Origin of the sequence: Guyparkeria halopsychrophila, from assembly GCF_044582135.1 — a bacterium.
In the GTDB taxonomy this organism is placed as follows: domain Bacteria; phylum Pseudomonadota; class Gammaproteobacteria; order Halothiobacillales; family Halothiobacillaceae; genus Guyparkeria.
The window spans coordinates 40577-57113 of sequence record NZ_JBDODP010000001.1 but is presented as its reverse complement, the minus strand read 5'-3'; the positions used below and the strand labels follow the sequence as shown (position 1 = coordinate 57113).

14 protein-coding genes are annotated in these 16537 nt (G+C 67.2%); 12 read left to right on the top strand and 2 right to left on the bottom strand.

The genetic code is table 11. The features are described 5' to 3' along the window. The first annotated feature begins 256 nt into the window (after window positions 1-256). From ABGV18_RS00265 to ABGV18_RS00215, 11 genes are all read left to right on the top strand, one after another. A complete protein-coding gene (locus ABGV18_RS00265; RefSeq protein ID WP_396584324.1) occupies window positions 257-1504 on the top strand; it encodes a lipoprotein-releasing ABC transporter permease subunit in 1248 nt (415 codons plus the stop codon). A gap of 15 nt (window positions 1505-1519) precedes the next feature. Continuing rightward, entirely contained in the window at window positions 1520-2221 is a 702-nt protein-coding gene (locus ABGV18_RS00260; RefSeq protein WP_396584323.1) for an ATP-binding cassette domain-containing protein, read from the top strand. A 157-nt stretch (window positions 2222-2378) separates the two neighbouring features. Continuing rightward, window positions 2379-2876 (top strand): 2Fe-2S iron-sulfur cluster-binding protein, encoded by a 498-nt coding sequence (locus ABGV18_RS00255; protein ID WP_396584322.1) that lies wholly within the window; start codon window positions 2379-2381, stop codon window positions 2874-2876. Next, the gene (locus tag ABGV18_RS00250) at window positions 2873-5020 is read left to right on the top strand and encodes a xanthine dehydrogenase family protein molybdopterin-binding subunit (protein WP_396584321.1); all 2148 of its coding nucleotides are present in this window, start codon (window positions 2873-2875) and stop codon (window positions 5018-5020) included. The genes ABGV18_RS00255 and ABGV18_RS00250 overlap by 4 nt, the downstream gene beginning before the upstream one ends. Continuing rightward, entirely contained in the window at window positions 5017-6027 is a 1011-nt protein-coding gene (locus ABGV18_RS00245; protein WP_396584320.1) for an XdhC family protein, read from the top strand. Before ABGV18_RS00250 ends, ABGV18_RS00245 begins: the two co-directional genes overlap by 4 nt. Then, window positions 6017-6607, top strand: coding sequence for a nucleotidyltransferase family protein (locus ABGV18_RS00240; protein WP_396584319.1), 591 nt, complete (start codon window positions 6017-6019; stop codon window positions 6605-6607). The genes ABGV18_RS00245 and ABGV18_RS00240 overlap by 11 nt, the downstream gene beginning before the upstream one ends. Before the next feature lie 335 nt (window positions 6608-6942). Next, window positions 6943-8445 carry a glycoside hydrolase 100 family protein gene (locus ABGV18_RS00235; protein ID WP_396584318.1) on the top strand — a complete coding sequence of 501 codons (1503 nt, stop codon included), beginning with the start codon at window positions 6943-6945 and terminating at the stop codon, window positions 8443-8445. A gap of 4 nt (window positions 8446-8449) precedes the next feature. After that, window positions 8450-10633: an HAD family hydrolase gene (locus ABGV18_RS00230; protein ID WP_396584317.1), complete on the top strand. Its 2184-nt coding sequence runs from the start codon at window positions 8450-8452 to the stop codon at window positions 10631-10633. Further along, the gene (locus ABGV18_RS00225; protein ID WP_396584316.1) at window positions 10630-11523 is read left to right on the top strand and encodes an HAD-IIB family hydrolase; all 894 of its coding nucleotides are present in this window, start codon (window positions 10630-10632) and stop codon (window positions 11521-11523) included. Before ABGV18_RS00230 ends, ABGV18_RS00225 begins: the two co-directional genes overlap by 4 nt. Window positions 11524-11570: 47 nt before the next feature. Then, entirely contained in the window at window positions 11571-12329 is a 759-nt protein-coding gene (locus ABGV18_RS00220; protein ID WP_396580364.1) for a M90 family metallopeptidase, read from the top strand. A gap of 70 nt (window positions 12330-12399) precedes the next feature. Continuing rightward, entirely contained in the window at window positions 12400-12897 is a 498-nt protein-coding gene (locus ABGV18_RS00215) for a bacterioferritin (protein WP_396580362.1), read from the top strand. Window positions 12898-13041: 144 nt separating this feature from the next. Here the strand turns inward: ABGV18_RS00215 and ABGV18_RS00210 are convergent, their stop codons facing one another. Continuing rightward, on the bottom strand, window positions 13042-13680 hold the full coding sequence (locus ABGV18_RS00210; protein ID WP_396584315.1) for an esterase/lipase family protein: 639 nt from the start codon (window positions 13678-13680) through the stop codon (window positions 13042-13044). 10 nt (window positions 13681-13690) lie between these two features. Beyond that, entirely contained in the window at window positions 13691-14395 is a 705-nt protein-coding gene (locus tag ABGV18_RS00205; RefSeq protein WP_396580358.1) for a VIT1/CCC1 transporter family protein, read from the bottom strand. Window positions 14396-14564: 169 nt separating this feature from the next. Between ABGV18_RS00205 and ABGV18_RS00200 the strand changes: the two genes are divergently transcribed. Then, entirely contained in the window at window positions 14565-16535 is a 1971-nt protein-coding gene (locus ABGV18_RS00200; RefSeq protein WP_396584314.1) for a TGS domain-containing protein, read from the top strand. The last annotated feature ends 2 nt before the right edge of the window (window positions 16536-16537 follow it).

Sequence of the window (16537 nt, the reverse complement as noted above, 5' to 3'; positions counted from 1 at the left end):
CTTGGGGCGGGCCCGGCGGCCTCTGGGCGCGATTTTGGTTTAGTCTGCGCCAGGCCGCCGTTGCCTGCAAGCGGGATGACGGGCGGACGCGGGACAGGCTCACTGATGGGCGCCCACTATTGGCGATTGGCGGTTTAGACTCTGGTCGCGGGACGTCGGCACGAATCGACGGTTTCGTGGTCGAAAAGGCCCATCGCGAGTCGATTCATGGTGGGCCTTTTCACGATATTCACCCACAGCACAGGCAGGGGTCTGCATGCGCCGGACATTCGAATGGATGATCGGGTTGCGCTACACGCGCGCCAAACGACGCAACCGGTTTGTGTCGTTCATTTCGGCGACCTCGATCATCGGCATCACCCTCGGTGTGACGGCCCTGATCGTGGTGATCTCGGTGATGAACGGTTTCCAGGACGAGTTGCGCGAGCGCATCCTCGGGATGACCGCGCACGTCACCGTCAGCGAACGTGGCGGCTCGCTGGGTGACTGGGAGGCGGTTGCCGACCGCATCACGGAAAACCCGTCCGTGCTGGCGGTCGCGCCCTACGTACAGTCCGAGGGAATGTTGTCGGCCTCCTCGGAGGTCTCCGGGGCGATCATCCGCGGCATCGAGCCGGAGCGGGAATCGCCGGTCACCGACATCGGCGCGCACATGCAGGAAGGGGAACTCGCTGCCCTTGAGCCCGGCGGATTCGGCATCGTGCTGGGCTCGGCCCTGGCCCGCTCGCTGGGGGTGGAGTTGGGCGACCGATTGATGCTGATCAGCGCGGACGTGGCCGTCACCCCGGTAGGCGGCATGCTGCGGCAGCGACGTTTCACGGTGGTGGGGCTGTTCGAGGTCGGCATGTATGAATACGATCGTGGCACCGCGATGATCCACATGGCCGATGCCCAGGCGCTGTTCCGCACCGGCGAGGGCGTCTCGGGGTTGCGCCTGAAGCTCGACGACATCTTCGGCGCGCCGGCCGCGGCGCGCGACCTGAACCAGCGATTGGGCTACCCGTACGTGGCGCAGGACTGGACCCAGTCGAACGCCAACTTCTTCCGTGCCATCCAAATCGAACGCACGGTGATGTTCATCATCCTGTCGCTGATCGTGGCGGTGGCCGCCTTCAATATCGTCTCCACCCTGGTGATGCTGGTCACCGACAAGCAGGGCGATATCGCCATCCTGCGTACGCTCGGCGCCAGCCCGGGGTCGATCATGATGATCTTCATCATCACCGGGGTGTTCATCGGCCTGATCGGCACGGCCGTCGGGGTGGGTATCGGCGTGCTGATCGCCGAGAACATCGACGTGATCGTGCCCTGGATCGAGGGGCTGGCGGGGACCCAGTTCATGCCCGCGGACGTCTACTACATCAGCGAAGTGCCCTCGCGGCTCGACTGGGGCGACGTCGGCCTGATCGGCCTGATGGCCTTCGTGCTCTCGTTCCTGGCCACGCTGTATCCCGCGTGGCGCGCCTCCCGTGTCCAACCGGCCCAAGCGCTCCGCTATGAATAATCCAGGCTCTGCGTCATGAATGATCTTCGCGATACCCCGCGCCCGGTGCTCGAGGCGCAGGGGCTGACCCGCACGTTCCGCGAGGGCAGCCTCAACGTCGAGGTGCTGCGCGGCATCGATCTGGCCATTCAGTCCGGCGAACGGATGGCCATCGTCGGCGCGTCCGGGGCGGGCAAGTCCAGCCTGCTCTCCCTGCTGGCGGGCCTCGATCAGCCCACCGAAGGCGAGGTGTGGCTGGCCGGGCAGCGTTTCTCCGCCCTTGGCGAGCGCCGCCGTGGCCTGTTGCGCAATCAGCACCTGGGATTCGTCTACCAGGCCCATCACCTGTTGGCCGAATTCTCGGCGCTGATCAACGTCGCCATGCCGCTGATCATCCGTCGCGAGTCGCGCGAACAGGCCGAGTCGCAGGCGCGCACCCTGCTCGAACGCGTCGGCCTGGGGCACCGGCTCGATCATCGCCCGGGCGAGCTTTCGGGCGGCGAGCGTCAACGCGTCGCCATCGCCCGGGCGCTGGTCACCCGGCCGGCGGTGGTGCTGGCCGACGAGCCCACCGGCAACCTCGATACCCGCAGCACCGAGGCGATCTTCGAGGCGATGCTCGAGCTCAATCAGGCCATGGGCAGCGCCATCGTGTTGGTCACCCATGACCTGGAACTGGCCGCCCGGATGGATCGCACCCTGCACATCGTCGACGGTCTGATCACCGACCGCGCCTAAGTCCGGTCCTCCCGGCGCGCGGCACCTCGCCGGATGCGCTCTGTTCCTCAAAACATATTGCGCCCCGGCAATCACGGTCTACTCTTTTTGGCATTGTCCTAATCGTCCCGGCAATCGGGGCGTTTGAGGCTCTGCATTCAATTCAGGGAGAACCGCCGTGGCAACACTCACCATCAATGGGCGATCCGTGTCCCTCGAGGTCGCCGATGACATGCCCCTGCTGTGGGCCATCCGTGACTACATCGGCCTGACCGGCACCAAGTTCGGCTGTGGCGCCGGGTTGTGTGGTGCCTGCACAGTCCACGTCGATGGCGAGCCGACCCGCTCTTGCATCACGCCGGTCGCCTCCGCCGACGGCAAGGAAATCACCACCATCGAGGGGCTGTCCTCCGCCGGTGATCACCCGGTACAGCTCGCCTGGGTGGCCGAGGATGCACCGCAGTGTGGTTACTGCCAGTCCGGCCAGATCATGCAGGCCGCCGCATTGCTGGCGGACAACGCCGATCCATCCGACGAGGACATCGATCAGGCGATGAAGGGCAACCTCTGTCGCTGCGGCACCTACAACCAGATCCGCGCGGCGATCAAGCACGCCGCGCGGGCCAACATGGCCGGCAACGACGTCCAGAATGATGACAAGGAGGTCTCGGCATGACCACGCGCAGGCAGTTTCTCAAGGTCTCCGCCGCCGTGGGCGGCGGGTTGTTGGTCGGCTTTCGTTTCGGCGCCCCCGAATCGGCGATGGCCGCCGACGGTACGTCGGGCACATCAGGGTCGGCGGGTGTTTTCGAGCCCAATGCCTGGATCGAGATGCACCCCGACGGTCGCACGATGCTCACCATCTCGGGTTCCGAGATGGGCCAGGGCGCGATGACGGTGATCCCGATGATGATCGCCGAGGAGCTCGATCTGCCCTGGGGCGCGTTCGACACCCGTTTCGCCCCCGCCGACGAGGCCTACGCCAACCCAGCGCTAGGCAGCCAGGTCACCGGCGGTAGTGCCACCGTGCGCGGCTTTTACACCAAGCTGCGCGAGGTGGGCGCGGCGACCCGCGAGGTGCTGATGCAGGCCGCGGCGAATCGCTGGGACGTGCCGCTCTCCGATCTGCGCACCGAGCCGGGCGTGGTGGTACATACCGCCACCGGGCGGCAGGTCGAATACAAGGATCTGGTCGCCGATGCCGCCCAGCTCGAGCCGCCGACAGAGGTCTTCACCAAGGACCGCAAGGATTTCCGCATCATCGGCAAGCCGACCAAGCGTCTGGATACACCGCAGAAGGTCACCGGCCAGGCGGACTTCGGCATCGACGCCCGTCCGGATGGCTTGCTCCAGGCCAGCGTCGAGCGCTGCCCGGTATTCGGCGGCACGCTCAAGTCGGTCGACGCCGCCGAGGCCCGCAAGGCCGATGGGGTCGAGGACGTGATCGAGCTCGAGCACGGCGTGGCAGTGCTGGCACGTGATTGGTGGAGCGCCGACCAGGCGCGGCGCAAGCTCTCGATCGAGTGGGACGAGGGCGAGTTGGCCGACCTAGACGACGCGGCGATCGACGCGCAGTTCCAGGAACGGCTCAAGCAGGACGCCCGTTCGGCCCGCACCGAAGGGCGTGGTGCCGATGCGTTGGGCAATGATGAGAACACGCATAGCGCGACCTACCGTGTGCCGTATCTGGCCCACACGACCATGGAGCCGATGAACGCCACCGCCTCGGTGACCGATGATGGTGTGACCCTGTGGGTGCCGACCCAGGCACCCGGCTCGGTGCAGAAGGTGGCCGCCGAGGTTGCCGGCGTCGACAAGGACAAGGTCACGGTGCACACCACCTTCCTCGGCGGCGGGTTCGGCCGACGGTTCGAGACCGACTTCGTCCGCGAGGCGGTCGAGCTATCCAAGCGCAGTGGTCGGCCGGTGAAGGTGATCTACTCGCGTCCGGACGACGTGCAGCACGACTTTTATCGGCCGGCGGCCTACAACGAGCTGTCGGCCACCCTGGGTAACGACGGTTTGCCGGTGACCTGGGTGCACCGCATCGCCGGTCCGTCGATCTGGTCCCGCGTCGCACCGGGCATGATCAAGGACGGCATCGATCCGGCGGCGGTCGAGGGCGCGGCGGATCACCCCTATCAGATCGAGAACATCGCCGTGTCCTACGCGAACGTCGACCCGGGTATCCCGGTGGGTTTCTGGCGCTCGGTGGGTCACTCGCACAACGCCTACATCGTCGAATCGTTTCTCGACGAGCTTGCCCGGCGGGCCGATGTCGATCCGGTCGAGTACCGGCTGCAATTGCTCGAGAGTGATTCGCGACACGTCGCGGTACTCAAGCGTGCCGCCGAGATGGCCGACTGGGGTGGTGAAGTGCCCGAGGGGCGTGCCCGTGGCGTGGCGTTGGCCAAGTCATTCGGCAGTTATTGCGCCCAGGTCGCCGAGGTCTCGATCGAGGACGGCCGGCCGCGCGTGCACAAGGTCTGGTGCGCGCTGGATTGCGGCATCGCGGTCAACCCCGCCGGGGTGGAGCGGCAGGTGCATTCCTCGATTGCCTACGGCCTGACGGCCGCGCTGTTTGGCAAGATCACGATCAAGAACGGCCGCGTCCAGGAGCAGAACTTCAACGACTACCCGGCCCTGCGCATCGACCAGATGCCGGAAGTCGAGGTCGGCATCGTCGATTCCGGCCAGCCGCCGGGCGGCGTGGGCGAGCCGGGGCTGCCGCCGCTGGCGCCGGCCGTGGTCAACGCATTGGCGAGCCTGACCGGCAAGCCGATCCGCCGGTTGCCGATCGAGTTGGACGACGAGGCGTGAGCCCGTCCCCGTCCGCGGCAAACGACCGTCAGGCGGCCCTGACGCTGGCGGTCGAGGCACTCGAGTCCGGTCGTGAGGTGGCACTGGTTACCGTGCTCGAGACCTATGGCTCGGCGCCTCGTCGACCCGGCTCGTTGTGGGTGATCGTCGACCCGTCCGGCCCCCGGTCGCGCCAGGCCGGGTCGATCTCCGGCGGCTGTGTGGAGGACGACCTGCTCGACTGGTTCGCCGCACACCCGAATGAGGCGCGGCGAGGCGAGCCGGTGGAACGGCATTTCGATGGCACCTCCCATCCAGGTCTGCCCTGTGGCGGCACCCTGTCGGTGCTGGTCGAGTGGCCGCGGCAGGCGAGCGACCTGCGCCCGGCGCTGGCGGCCGTTTCCCGGCGCGAGGCGGCCTGGCGCGAGGTCGATCTGATCACCGGCCAGGTGGGCTTTTACCCCATCGATGGCGTGGTGCCGGAATCGCCCAGCCGTGGCGAAAACGCCCTGGCCGTGCCCTTCGGTCCGGCGTGGCGGCTGGTGATCATCGGCACCGGACCGGTGGCCGAGGCCCTCGCGCCCCAGGCCCTCTCGCTGGGTTTCGAGGTCGACGTCTGTGACCCGCGGCCTCACGCCGACTGGTCCGTTCCCGGGGTCGCGCTGCACCGCGAGGTGCCCGAGCGGTTCTTCGCCGCGACCGGACTCGATGCGCGCACGGCGGTGGTGGCCGTCGCCCACGATCCCCGGCTGGACGATCTGGCCCTCATGGATGCCCTCGAGTCGCCCGCCTTTCACGTCGCCGCCATGGGGGGCGCGTCCACCAGTCGCGCGCGCCGCGACCGGTTGGGGGGCCTCGGCGTCGATACCGAGCGGCTGCGGGCCCCGGCGGGGCTCGACATCGGCTCGCATACCCCGGCGGAGATCGCGGTATCGATGGCCGCCGAACTGGTCGCGGCGCGTTACCTCGAGCGCCAGCGGGCAACGGCGAGGCTGCCGATGGCCCGCCGCTCACTCGATGCCGGCTGAGGAGGTCCCGCTCGCCGGGGTGGTGGGGGTCGTGCTGGCCGCCGGGCGGGCGCGTCGCTTCGGTGCCGACAAGCGCTGGACATCCTGGCAGGGCGAACCGCTGCTCGCCCACGTGCTGCGCACGGCTGGGGCCACCTGCGAGCGGGTCTTGGTGGTTGTCGAGCAGAGCGATGCCGAGCTCGACGAGCTGATGGATCGATTGTCGGCCGAGCCGGTGATATGCCCCGACGCACTCCATGGTCTGGCATTCAGCCGCCGTTGCGGACTCGATGCCTTGAAAGACGATCCCGACCTGCGCGGGGTGCTGGTCTTTCTCGGTGACATGCCGGCCATTCGTCCCGTCGATGCCCGTCGATTGGGACGAACGATGCTCGAGACCGGATTGCCGGTGCGCCCGGTCCATCGCGGCGAACCCGGGCACCCGGTCGCCTGCCCGCGCCGATGGTTGTCCGAACTGGGCGAGTCGGGGTTTCCGGCCCAGCAGGGTCGCATGATCGAGTGGCGCCACGCCGGGGTGGTGCACGATGTCGACTATCCGGCCGATCTGCACCGTTTGGGCAAGCCCGGATTCCACACCTGATTCAACCCTGCTCGGCCGAACGCGTTACCGTTTCGGTTGGCTGTGCTAAGTTGGAATTGACCCCGGGTGCTCGGGACTCTCTGTACGAACCGCCAATGCCTCTGGCCTACCGGCTTGTTCACCATCGAGGCACCGCTTTGAAGGCGGGCTGAATGCCCGCCGATAAGCGGCAACAAAGAGGGTGGGTAAACCGGACAGCCCCGTAGGGTGGGCCGCCAGGCGCCCGTCTGCGGCGTTGGCGGTTCGTGCAGAGGTTGCCTGTGCGGCAACGCGCCGCGCCTGCGGATCATTGCATTCCCAACTCAGCCCATTCCGCATCTAGCGAAGGACCCCGGATGAACGAGCGTCCGTCAACGAGTCGTGCCACCGAACCCCTGCACTCCTCGCGGCATTGCTTCGCCCAACCCCGCTTCGCCGACGAGTCGGCGGTGCTCGCCGATGCCTACCGCCTGCTCGATGACGCGGTGATCCGCTATCAGGGTCACCCGGTCGGCACGATGGCGAGCCTCGACCCGCGTGCCCCGGCCGAGAACTACCGCGATTGCTTCGTGCGTGACTTCGTCTCGGCGGCGTTTCTGATGTTGCTGGAAGGGCGCTCGGACGTGGTGCGCGAGTTTCTCGCCATGATCCTGCGCATGCGTGGCCAGCAGGAAGAGCTGGAAGGGCAGCAGATCGCCCCCGGTGTGCTGCCGGCCTCGTTCCGCGTCATCACCCTCGACGACGGCAGCGAGCAGTTGTCGGCCGACTTCGGCGACCGGGCCATCGGCCGGGTCGCCCCGGTGGACTCGATGATGTGGTGGGCGGTGCTGCTGCGCGCCTATGTGCGCTACACGGGTGACACGGCCTTCGCCCACACCCCGGAGGTCCAGCGCGGGCTGCGCATGATTCTGAGCCTCTGCCTGCAGAGTCGCTTCGAGGTCTTCCCCACCCTGCTGGTACCGGATGGCTCGTTCATGGTCGATCGCCGCATGGGCGTCAACGGTCATCCGCTCGAGATCCAGGCGTTGTTCGACATGACCCTGCGCGCCGCCGACCTGTTGACCGTCGACGAGGGCAGCCACTGGTTGATGGACCTGGCCAAGCGCCGCCGCGGCGTGCTGCGCGACTATGTCCGCCGTTATTACTGGTTGGATATCAACGTACTCAACGAGGTCCACCGTTTTTCCACCGAGAAGTTCGGTCACGACGTCGACAACGTCTTCAACATCTATCCGGAGTCGATCCCCGAGTGGGTGGCCGACTGGCTGCCCGACGACGGCGGCTATTTCGTCGGCAATCTCGGCCCGGGTCGGATCGACTTCCGGTTTTTCTCGCAGGGCAATTTTCTCGCGACGATGGCCGGGTTGGCGACCGCGGAGCAGGGCGATCTGCTGATGCGCACCGTCACCGAGCGCTGGGATGACCTGGTGGGACAAATGCCGGTCAAGCTGGTCTATCCGCCGGTGCGCGGCGCCGAGTGGCGCCTGATGACGGGATCGGATCCCAAGAACGTGCCCTGGTCGTATCACAACGGTGGCAACTGGCCGGTGCTGATCTGGCCGATGGTGGCCGCGGCACTCGCCGCCGATCGCCAGGATCTGGGCGAGCGGGCTTTCCGCGTTGCCGAGCGGCGGCTGATGGTCGACAACTGGCCCGAGTATTACGACGGCCGGCACGGTCGCCTGATCGGTCGCCGGGCCAATCTTCACCAGGTCTGGAGCGCCACCGGGCTGCTGTTGGCTCGCCACCTGCTGGCCAATCCCAGCTGCCTGGTGGACCTTGCGCTGACCGAGGATGAGGACAGTGTCCCTGGGAACGGACGGGGTGGGTCGGCACAATCAGATCGGGGAGACGATTGACGCCATGCCGGAAAGAAACGATCAAGACGGGCTCTACATTTGCTTGATCAGCGTGCACGGGCTGATCCGCGGGCAGGACCTGGAACTGGGCCGCGACGCCGATACCGGCGGGCAGACCCTCTATGTGGTCGAGGTGGCCCGCGCGCTGGCCCGCCGACCCGAGGTCGCGCGGGTTGACCTGTTCACCCGGCGGGTGATCGATTCGCGGGTGGCCTCCGACTACGCCCAGCCCGAAGAGGACCTGGGCGACAACGCCCACATCATCCGCATCGATGCCGGTCCCGAGGAATACCTCCCCAAGGAGCGGCTCTGGGCCTACCTCAACTGCTTTGTCGACGGCGCGCTGGCCCACATCGATGGGGTCGGTCGGACGCCGGCGCTGATTCACAGCCATTACGCCGATGCCGGTTACGTCGGCGTGCGGCTCGCCCACCACCTGGGCGTGCCGCTGGCGCACACCGGCCATTCGCTGGGTCGCGTCAAGCGCCGCCGGCTGCTGGCACGTGGCGAGAGCGGCGAGACGATCGAGTCGACCTACGCCATGTCCACCCGCATCCGGGCCGAGGAAGAAGTGCTGCTCGCCGCGGACATGGTGGTGGTCAGCACCGGCCAGGAGATCGAGGAGCAGTACGGGCTTTACGACTGGGCCGATCCCGAGAAGATGACGGTGATCCCGCCCGGCGTGAACCTCGAGCGCTTCTCCCCGCCACCCGATCCATTCGCCCCGCCGATCTGTGCCGATCTGCATCGCTTCCTCCGCGAGCCCGACCGGCCGATAGTGCTGGCGCTCTCGCGACCCGACGAGCGCAAGAACATTGCCACGCTGGTCGAGGCCTTTGGCGCGCATCCCACGCTGCGCGAGCAGGCAAACCTGGTGATCGTCGCCGGCAACCGCGAAGACATTCGCGACATGGATGCCGGCCCACGCAAGGTGCTCACCGATCTGTTGCTGCTGATCGACTACCACGACCTTTACGGGGTGGCCGCCTATCCGCGCCACCACCAGTCCGACGACGTGCCCGATCTCTACCGGCTGGTCACCAGCAGTGGCGGGGTGTTCATCAACCCCGCGCTGACCGAGCCGTTCGGCCTGACACTGATCGAGGCCGCCGCCGCCGGGGCACCGATCCTGGCCACCGAGGACGGCGGCCCGCGGGACATCATTGCCGCCTGCGAGAACGGCGAACTGATCGACCCCCTGGACCCCGAGGGCATCGGCGAGCGGATCGCCGCGCTGATCGAGGACCGCGATCGCTGGCGTCGCTATTCGGAAAACGGCATCCGGCGCGTGCGCGAGTGCTATGCCTGGGAGGCCCACGTCGAAAGTTACCTGGCTCGCGTGGCCACCCTGTTCGAGGGCGAACGTCGGGTGGCCCGCCCCAGCTTGCCGGAACACATGCTCAGCCAGGTCGACCGGGCGTTGGTGGTCGAGTTGGTGGCGCTGGGCGGCTCCACCGATGCGCCCACGCGCGGGCGCCTGGTCGAGACATTGCGAGCCCATCGCCGGCAGGCCGGCTTTGCGGTGGTCTCCGATCGACCGCGCCGCGAGGTGCTCAGCGCGCTCAAGGAACTGGGCGTACCCACGCCCGACGTGCTGATCACTCGCGGCGGCACGCAGATCCATTACGGCCCGCGCCTGTCGCGTGACGAAGGTTGGAGTCGCCACATCGGCTACGCCTGGCAACCGGACCGCGTCTACAACCTGCTGGCCCGCACCCCCGGTGTGGAGGTGCGCTCCCGGGCGGTGCAGGGGGTGCATTCCGTGCACGCCTTCATCGCTGATACCGACGTGTTCCCGGGCTTCGAGGCCCTGGAGAACGAACTGCATCAACTGGATATTCACGCCAACTTGGTGCGCCTGTCGCGCAACGAGTTGCTGGCCATGCCGGTGCGCGCATCCAAGGGCTTTGCCCTGCGGTATTTCGCCACGCAATGGGGCATTGCGCTCGACCACCTGCTGGTGACCGGCGGCGTGGCAACCGACGAGGACATGCTGCGTGGCAATCCGCTCGGGGCAGTGGTCACGCCCGACGGGGCACGTGAACTGCCGGGGCTGACGGACCTCGATCGGGTGATCTTCACGCGCTCGCACGGACCCATGGGTGTGCTCGAGGCGATCGAGCACTACGATTTCTTCGGCGCCTGTGACCTACCGGAGGAGCGGGGCGATGATGGGGAGGCATCATGAGCAAGCTGGCGCCGATCCTGTTGTGCTGTGACCTCGACCGAACGCTGATCCCCAATGGTAATGCCGAGGAATCGCCCGAGGCGCGGCCGCGACTGGCGCGCTTCTGTGCCCATCCGGCGGTCGAGCTGGTGTTCGTTTCCGGCCGGGACCTTCAGCTGGTGCTCGACGGCATCGACGAGTGGTCCCTGCCGCAGCCGGACTACATCATCGGTGACGTGGGCACCACGATCTACGCGCCGCGCTCGCAGGCCGGCCATGGGGATGGTGACTGGGTCCATTGGCCGGCCTGGACCGATCAGATTGCCCCGGCCTGGAACGGGCTGATGCACGACGACGTGACCCACATCTTCGCCGACATCTCCGCCATCCGGCCTCAGGAGACGGTCAAGCAGGGGGCGTTCAAGGCGAGCTATTACGTCGACCGGCAGTCGAATCAGGAGGTGCTCGACGCCGAGCTACACGGTCGGCTGTGGCGCAACGGGGTCGACGCGCGGCTGGTCTGGTCGCTCGACGAGGCGGCCGACGTGTTGTTGCTCGACGTGTTGCCGACCAGCGCCAGCAAGTTGCACGCGATCGAGTTCCTCATCCAGCACCTGTCCTTCGACGAGAGCCGGGCGATATTTGCCGGCGATTCGGGCAACGATCTTCACGCCCTCGGCAGCCACATCAACGGCGTGCTGGTGGCCAATGCCGATCCGGCGGTCAAGGCGCGTGCTCGCGAATTGGTGCGGGCCGGGGCCCTGGAGGACACGCTCTATCTGGCGCAGGGCGGGCTGTTCGGCATGAACGGCAATTACGCCGCCGGCGTGCTCGAGGGGGTGGTGCATTACCTGCCCGAAACCCGTGAGTACATGACGCTGGCGCAGGATTCCTGCGAGGCCCCGGGTTGAGGGTGTGGCGCTGGCTCGCCGGTCTGTTCGGTGGAGGCGCTCACGATGTGATTGAGATTCCGCCCCGTGCATGGGCAGCCCTGTGCGCTCAACTGCCGGAACTGGCGGCCCTGTCGACCGAGGACCGCGAACGCCTGCGGCCGTTGGCCGGTCGGTTCCTTGCCGGTCGGCCGTTTTACGCCGGCGGGGCGATGGAGCTCACGGATACCATGCAACTGCGGATTGCCGCACTGGCGAGCCTGCCGGTGCTCTCGCTGGGGATGGATTGGCTGGCGGGCATCCGTTCGGTGGTGGTGTATGCCGATGCCTTTGAGGTCGATCACGAGGAGGTCGACGAGGCCGGCGTGGTGCACCACGTGCGCGACCTGCGCGCCGGCGAGGCCTGGTCCCATGGCACGCTGGTGCTTTCCTGGGCGGATATCGAGGCCGGTCTCGATCCGGATTACGCCGCCAGTGTGGTGATCCACGAGGTGGCGCATTTCATCGACGGGGCCAATGGCGCGGAAAACGGCTTCCCGCCGCTGGGCAAGGGACATGACCGCGCCCGCTGGACGCATGACTTCCAGGCGGCCTTCGACCGGCTCAATCGAGAGGTCGATATGGGGAGGGAGCCGGCGATCGACCCGTACGCGGCCACCAATCCGGCCGAGTTCTTTGCCGTGCTCTCCGAGTACTTCTTCCGGCTGCCCGAGGAGCTGTGCCACTTCGATGCCGCGCTTTACGAGCATCTTTCACGCTTCTACGGCCAGGACCCACGGGCGCGCTTTACCGCACTTTCGGCTGGCAAAATCCCCGCAGGGGTCTAAGGTCTTGCACAGACCCGGCGCCACAGGCGTCGGAAAAGATTTCCACTCGTTTCACGGAGGGCTACCACCGATGTGCGCAGCCAAGACGAAGAAAGGCGAAAAGACACTCAAGAACCTGCAGCAGGCGCTGTCGATGGAATTGACCGCCACTCACCAGTACCTGTTGCACGCCCACGTGCTCGAGGACTGGGGACTGGATCGCTTGGCCACCAAGATGAACGGCGAGGTGCAGGAAGAGCTGGGGCATGCCAGCCGGTTCATCGATCGCATCCTGTTCCTCAACGGGGACCCGGTGGTCACGGAAGCCAAGCCGACCAAGCGTTCCAAGTCGCTGACCGAGATGTTCAAGGCCGATCTCAAGGAAGAACTCGCCTCGATCGAGTTCTACGGCAAGGCCGCTGGCGAGGCCGCCGATGACGGTGACGTGGGCACCCGGAAGCTGTTCGAGGAAATCCTCGTCGACGAGGAAGGCCATGCCGACTGGCTGCAGACGCAGCTCGAGCTGCTCGATCGGATGGGCGAACAGAACTACTTTGCCGCCTACCACACGCCGAATACTGGCGAATAAGGGCGAGTCCCGCCGGCCCAATCGTGCCGGCGTAAGGTTTGACCAAGAGGCCACACAACCAGGGCCGGCTCTACATGGGTCGGCCTTTTTCGTGTTCCCGTGCTTATCGCGAGTGCGATGAGCTGTGTGGGATGTCCCGGGGCGTCACTCGCCGCCTGATGAGAGGTGGTCGATGGCCGCTTGCGCCACGCGCTCCGACCAGAGCAGTGCGAAGTGATTCACGGGCAGGCAGCGGTGATCGGTCAGTCCGGGTGTCGAGGTTTCGGCGACGGCGACCGTGCCGTCGTTGGGTGAGACGAGCGCCTCAGGGACGAGACGACCCGGGCCGACTGGCCGGGTGCCGGCCAGCATCAGGGTGTTGGGGGCGGTCCAGGTCGGGACGTCGCCGGCGAGTCCCGCCTCCAGGCTGCCGCCGAGCAGCCATCGCCCAAGTCGCCATTGGGCCAGACCTCGGGCGACGGCGCTGCCGGCCAAGGGTGAGCCCAGCAACACGAGGCGTGCCCCGGGCGGTCGGCTATCGGGGTGGCGGGCGAACAGGTGGGCGAGGAGCACGCCGCCGAGACTGTGGGCGAGGAAGTGGTCCGGAGAGGCGTTCTGCTCGTCCAGCCAGTGTGCGAGTCGTTCCGCGTTGGCCGCAGGGGCGGCGCGGCTGGGATAGCCGAAAAGAAGGGGGGCGAAGCCGGCCTGTTTCAGCCGACGAGCCAGTGGCCACATGGCCCAGCGTCCCATCCACAGCCCGTGGATCAGTACCACGATCGGCCTGCACTCGGAGGAGGGCTCCATCAGGCCGCGGTCAGACGTGATAGCCGATCAGGTTGCCGATGAAGGCGGTTGCGCCCATGGCGGCCACGCCCCAGAACAGCACGCGCGCGGCACCGCGGAGCATGGAGGCGCCACCGGCGCGGGCGGCCAGGCCGCCGAGCAGGCCGAGCGAGATCAGGGTCATCGCCACCACCGCGGGCATCATGGTCGCGTCAGGAGTGAACAGTACGGTCAGTAGGGGCAGGCCCGCCCCGACGGAGAAGGCGGCAGCCGACGCCCAGGCGGCGAGAAAGGGTTGAGCCCGGGTGATCTCGTGCAGCCCCATCTCGTCGCGGGCATGGGCGCCGAGGGCGTCGTGTGCCATGAGTTGCTGGGCGACCTCCTGGGCCGTTTCCGGTGTGAGGCCACGGTCAATGTAGATCTCGCGCAACTCGGCCAGTTCATGATCGAAGTTGATCTCCAGCTCGCGCGCCTCCATGGCGAGATCGGCATTCTCGGTGTCTTTCTGTGACTGCACCGAGACATACTCGCCGGCCGCCATCGAGAGCGCCCCGGAGACCAGCCCGGCGGTGCCCGCCAGCACGATGGCCGCGCGCGGGCTGCCGGCGGCGATGAAGCCCAGCATCAGACTCGAGACCGACACGATGCCGTCGTTGGCGCCCATTACGGCGGCCCGGAGCCACGAGTTCCGATTGATGCGGTGATGCTCGGCGTGAATGTCTATCTGCTTTTCCATGAGGCGCCTTTGTCCTGGGGCATCCCCGGCTGGCGGGCCGGGTGATAATCTGATGACACCCCGCCGGTCGGGCCGGCAGGGAAGCGTTTCAACGGGATATTGCCACGGTAATCAGCCGTAACCCAACACGAGGGCGCGGGTCGGTCGGCAAGGCCATCGACCCATCATCATGCAGCATCCGCTCGACATCAGCTCCGATCATCTCTGCCAGCGCCTGCAACAGGTGCTCGATGGCATGGGCGGCGTGGTCGCGCCGGATGTGGCGCTGGCCGTCGAACGCCTGTGTCTGTCGGTCGCGCGCGCCTCGGAAGGGGCGGCCGGTCCGCGGGTGGCCGTGGCGCTGGCGGACATCCAGGCCGACCTGCCAACCCTGGTTGCGGCCTTGCTGGCGGACCCGGCCCTGGGCAAATCCGGTTCGGGCAAATCCGGTTCGGGCAAATCCGGTTCGGGCGAGCCCCGGTCGCCGGAGTCTGAAACCGCCTCGTTCGCTTCGGCCGTGCTGGATCGCAACGGCTGTCGGGACGTGCAGCGCTTGCTCGAGGCGATCGAGCGCTTGCGGGGTTGGGAGGCCGGTTATCCCGAGCCGCGGACCGAACAGCAACGCGAGCACTGGCGTCGCCTGCTGCTCGCCGGCGCGCGTGACGCCCGCGCGGTGCTGATCGATCTGGCCTACCGCCTCGAGGGGATGCGGGCACTCGGCGACGAGCCCGACGAGGCGCGGCGTCGGCGCTTTGCCGGCATGACGCTGGCCGTCCACGCGCCGATTGCGCATCGGCTCGGACTGGGTCAAATCAAGTGGGAGCTCGAGGATCTGGCATTCCGCCACCTTGAGCCGAACACCTACGTCGAGATCGCCCGGCTGCTCGACGAACGTCGCACCAGCCGCGAGTCGTATCTGGCTCACGTCGAGCAAAAATTGAATCACGCCCTGATCCAGGCGGGCATCCGGGCGGAGGTCTACGGTCGACCCAAGCACATCTACAGCATCTGGGGGAAGATGCGCCGCAAGCAGGTCTCCTTCGAGGGGCTGTTCGACGTGCGCGCGCTGCGGGTGCAGGTCGACTCGGTTACCGACTGTTACGCGGCGCTCTCGGTGGTCCACGAACTGTTCCGCCCCATCCCCAGCGAGTACGACGACTACATCGCCCGGCCCAAGCCCAACGGCTACCAGTCGCTGCACACCGCCGTGCGCGCCGACGAGGACAAGGTGGTCGAGATCCAGATCCGCACCGAGCGGATGCACGCCTTCGCCGAGTTCGGTGTTGCCGCCCACTGGCGCTATAAGGCCGGCGGCGGGTCGGCGAATCCGTTCGATATGCAGGTCGAATCGCTGCGTCGTGATCTGTCACGCGGCGATATCCGGCCGCTGGATGCGCCGATGGTGTATGCCTTCACGCCCGACGGCGAGTTGGTCGAACTGCCGGCGGGGGCGACGGTGCTCGATTTCGCCTATCGCATTCACACCCACCTGGGACATCGCTGCCGCGGGGCGAAGATCAACGGCCAGATCGCGCCACTCAAGACCGAGGTGGCCAACGGCGACACGGTCGAGGTCCTGACGAACAAGGAGCCGTCACCCAGCCGCGAGTGGGCGCACGCCAAGAGCGGTTTTCTGCGCTCGGCCAGTTCGCGGGCCAAGGTGCGCAACTGGTTCGCGCAGTTCGATCGCGAGGATGCCCGCGAGCGGGGACGGTTGACCTGCGAGCGGCTCTATCGGCGCTTTTCCATGGATGCCGCCGCGCGACGGCGGCTGCTCGAGGCGCTTGGCGTCAACAGCGAAGACCAGCTGTTCCTGGCCGTGGGGCACCAGCGCATCGCCGCCGAAACGTTGCAGGCCGCCGCGCGCGGTCAGTTGGGCGCGGCGGCCGACCGCTCCGCCCGTCCGCCGCGCGAGGCGCCCCCCGAGGGCGAGCCGTTGCCCGAGCCGCCGGGCGGCCGCAGTCTCGTGATCGAGAACCAGTCGATCGACGGGCTCAAGGTGACGCGCGCGAAGTGCTGCCAGCCGCAGCCTGGCGAGCGGGTGATGGCCTTCCTCAGTCGCTCGCAGGGCTACAAGCTCCATCGCCCGGATTGCCGCAACCTCGCCCACCTGGCTCGCCAATTCCCCGAGCGGGTATTGCCGGTCGAATGGCCCGATTAGGG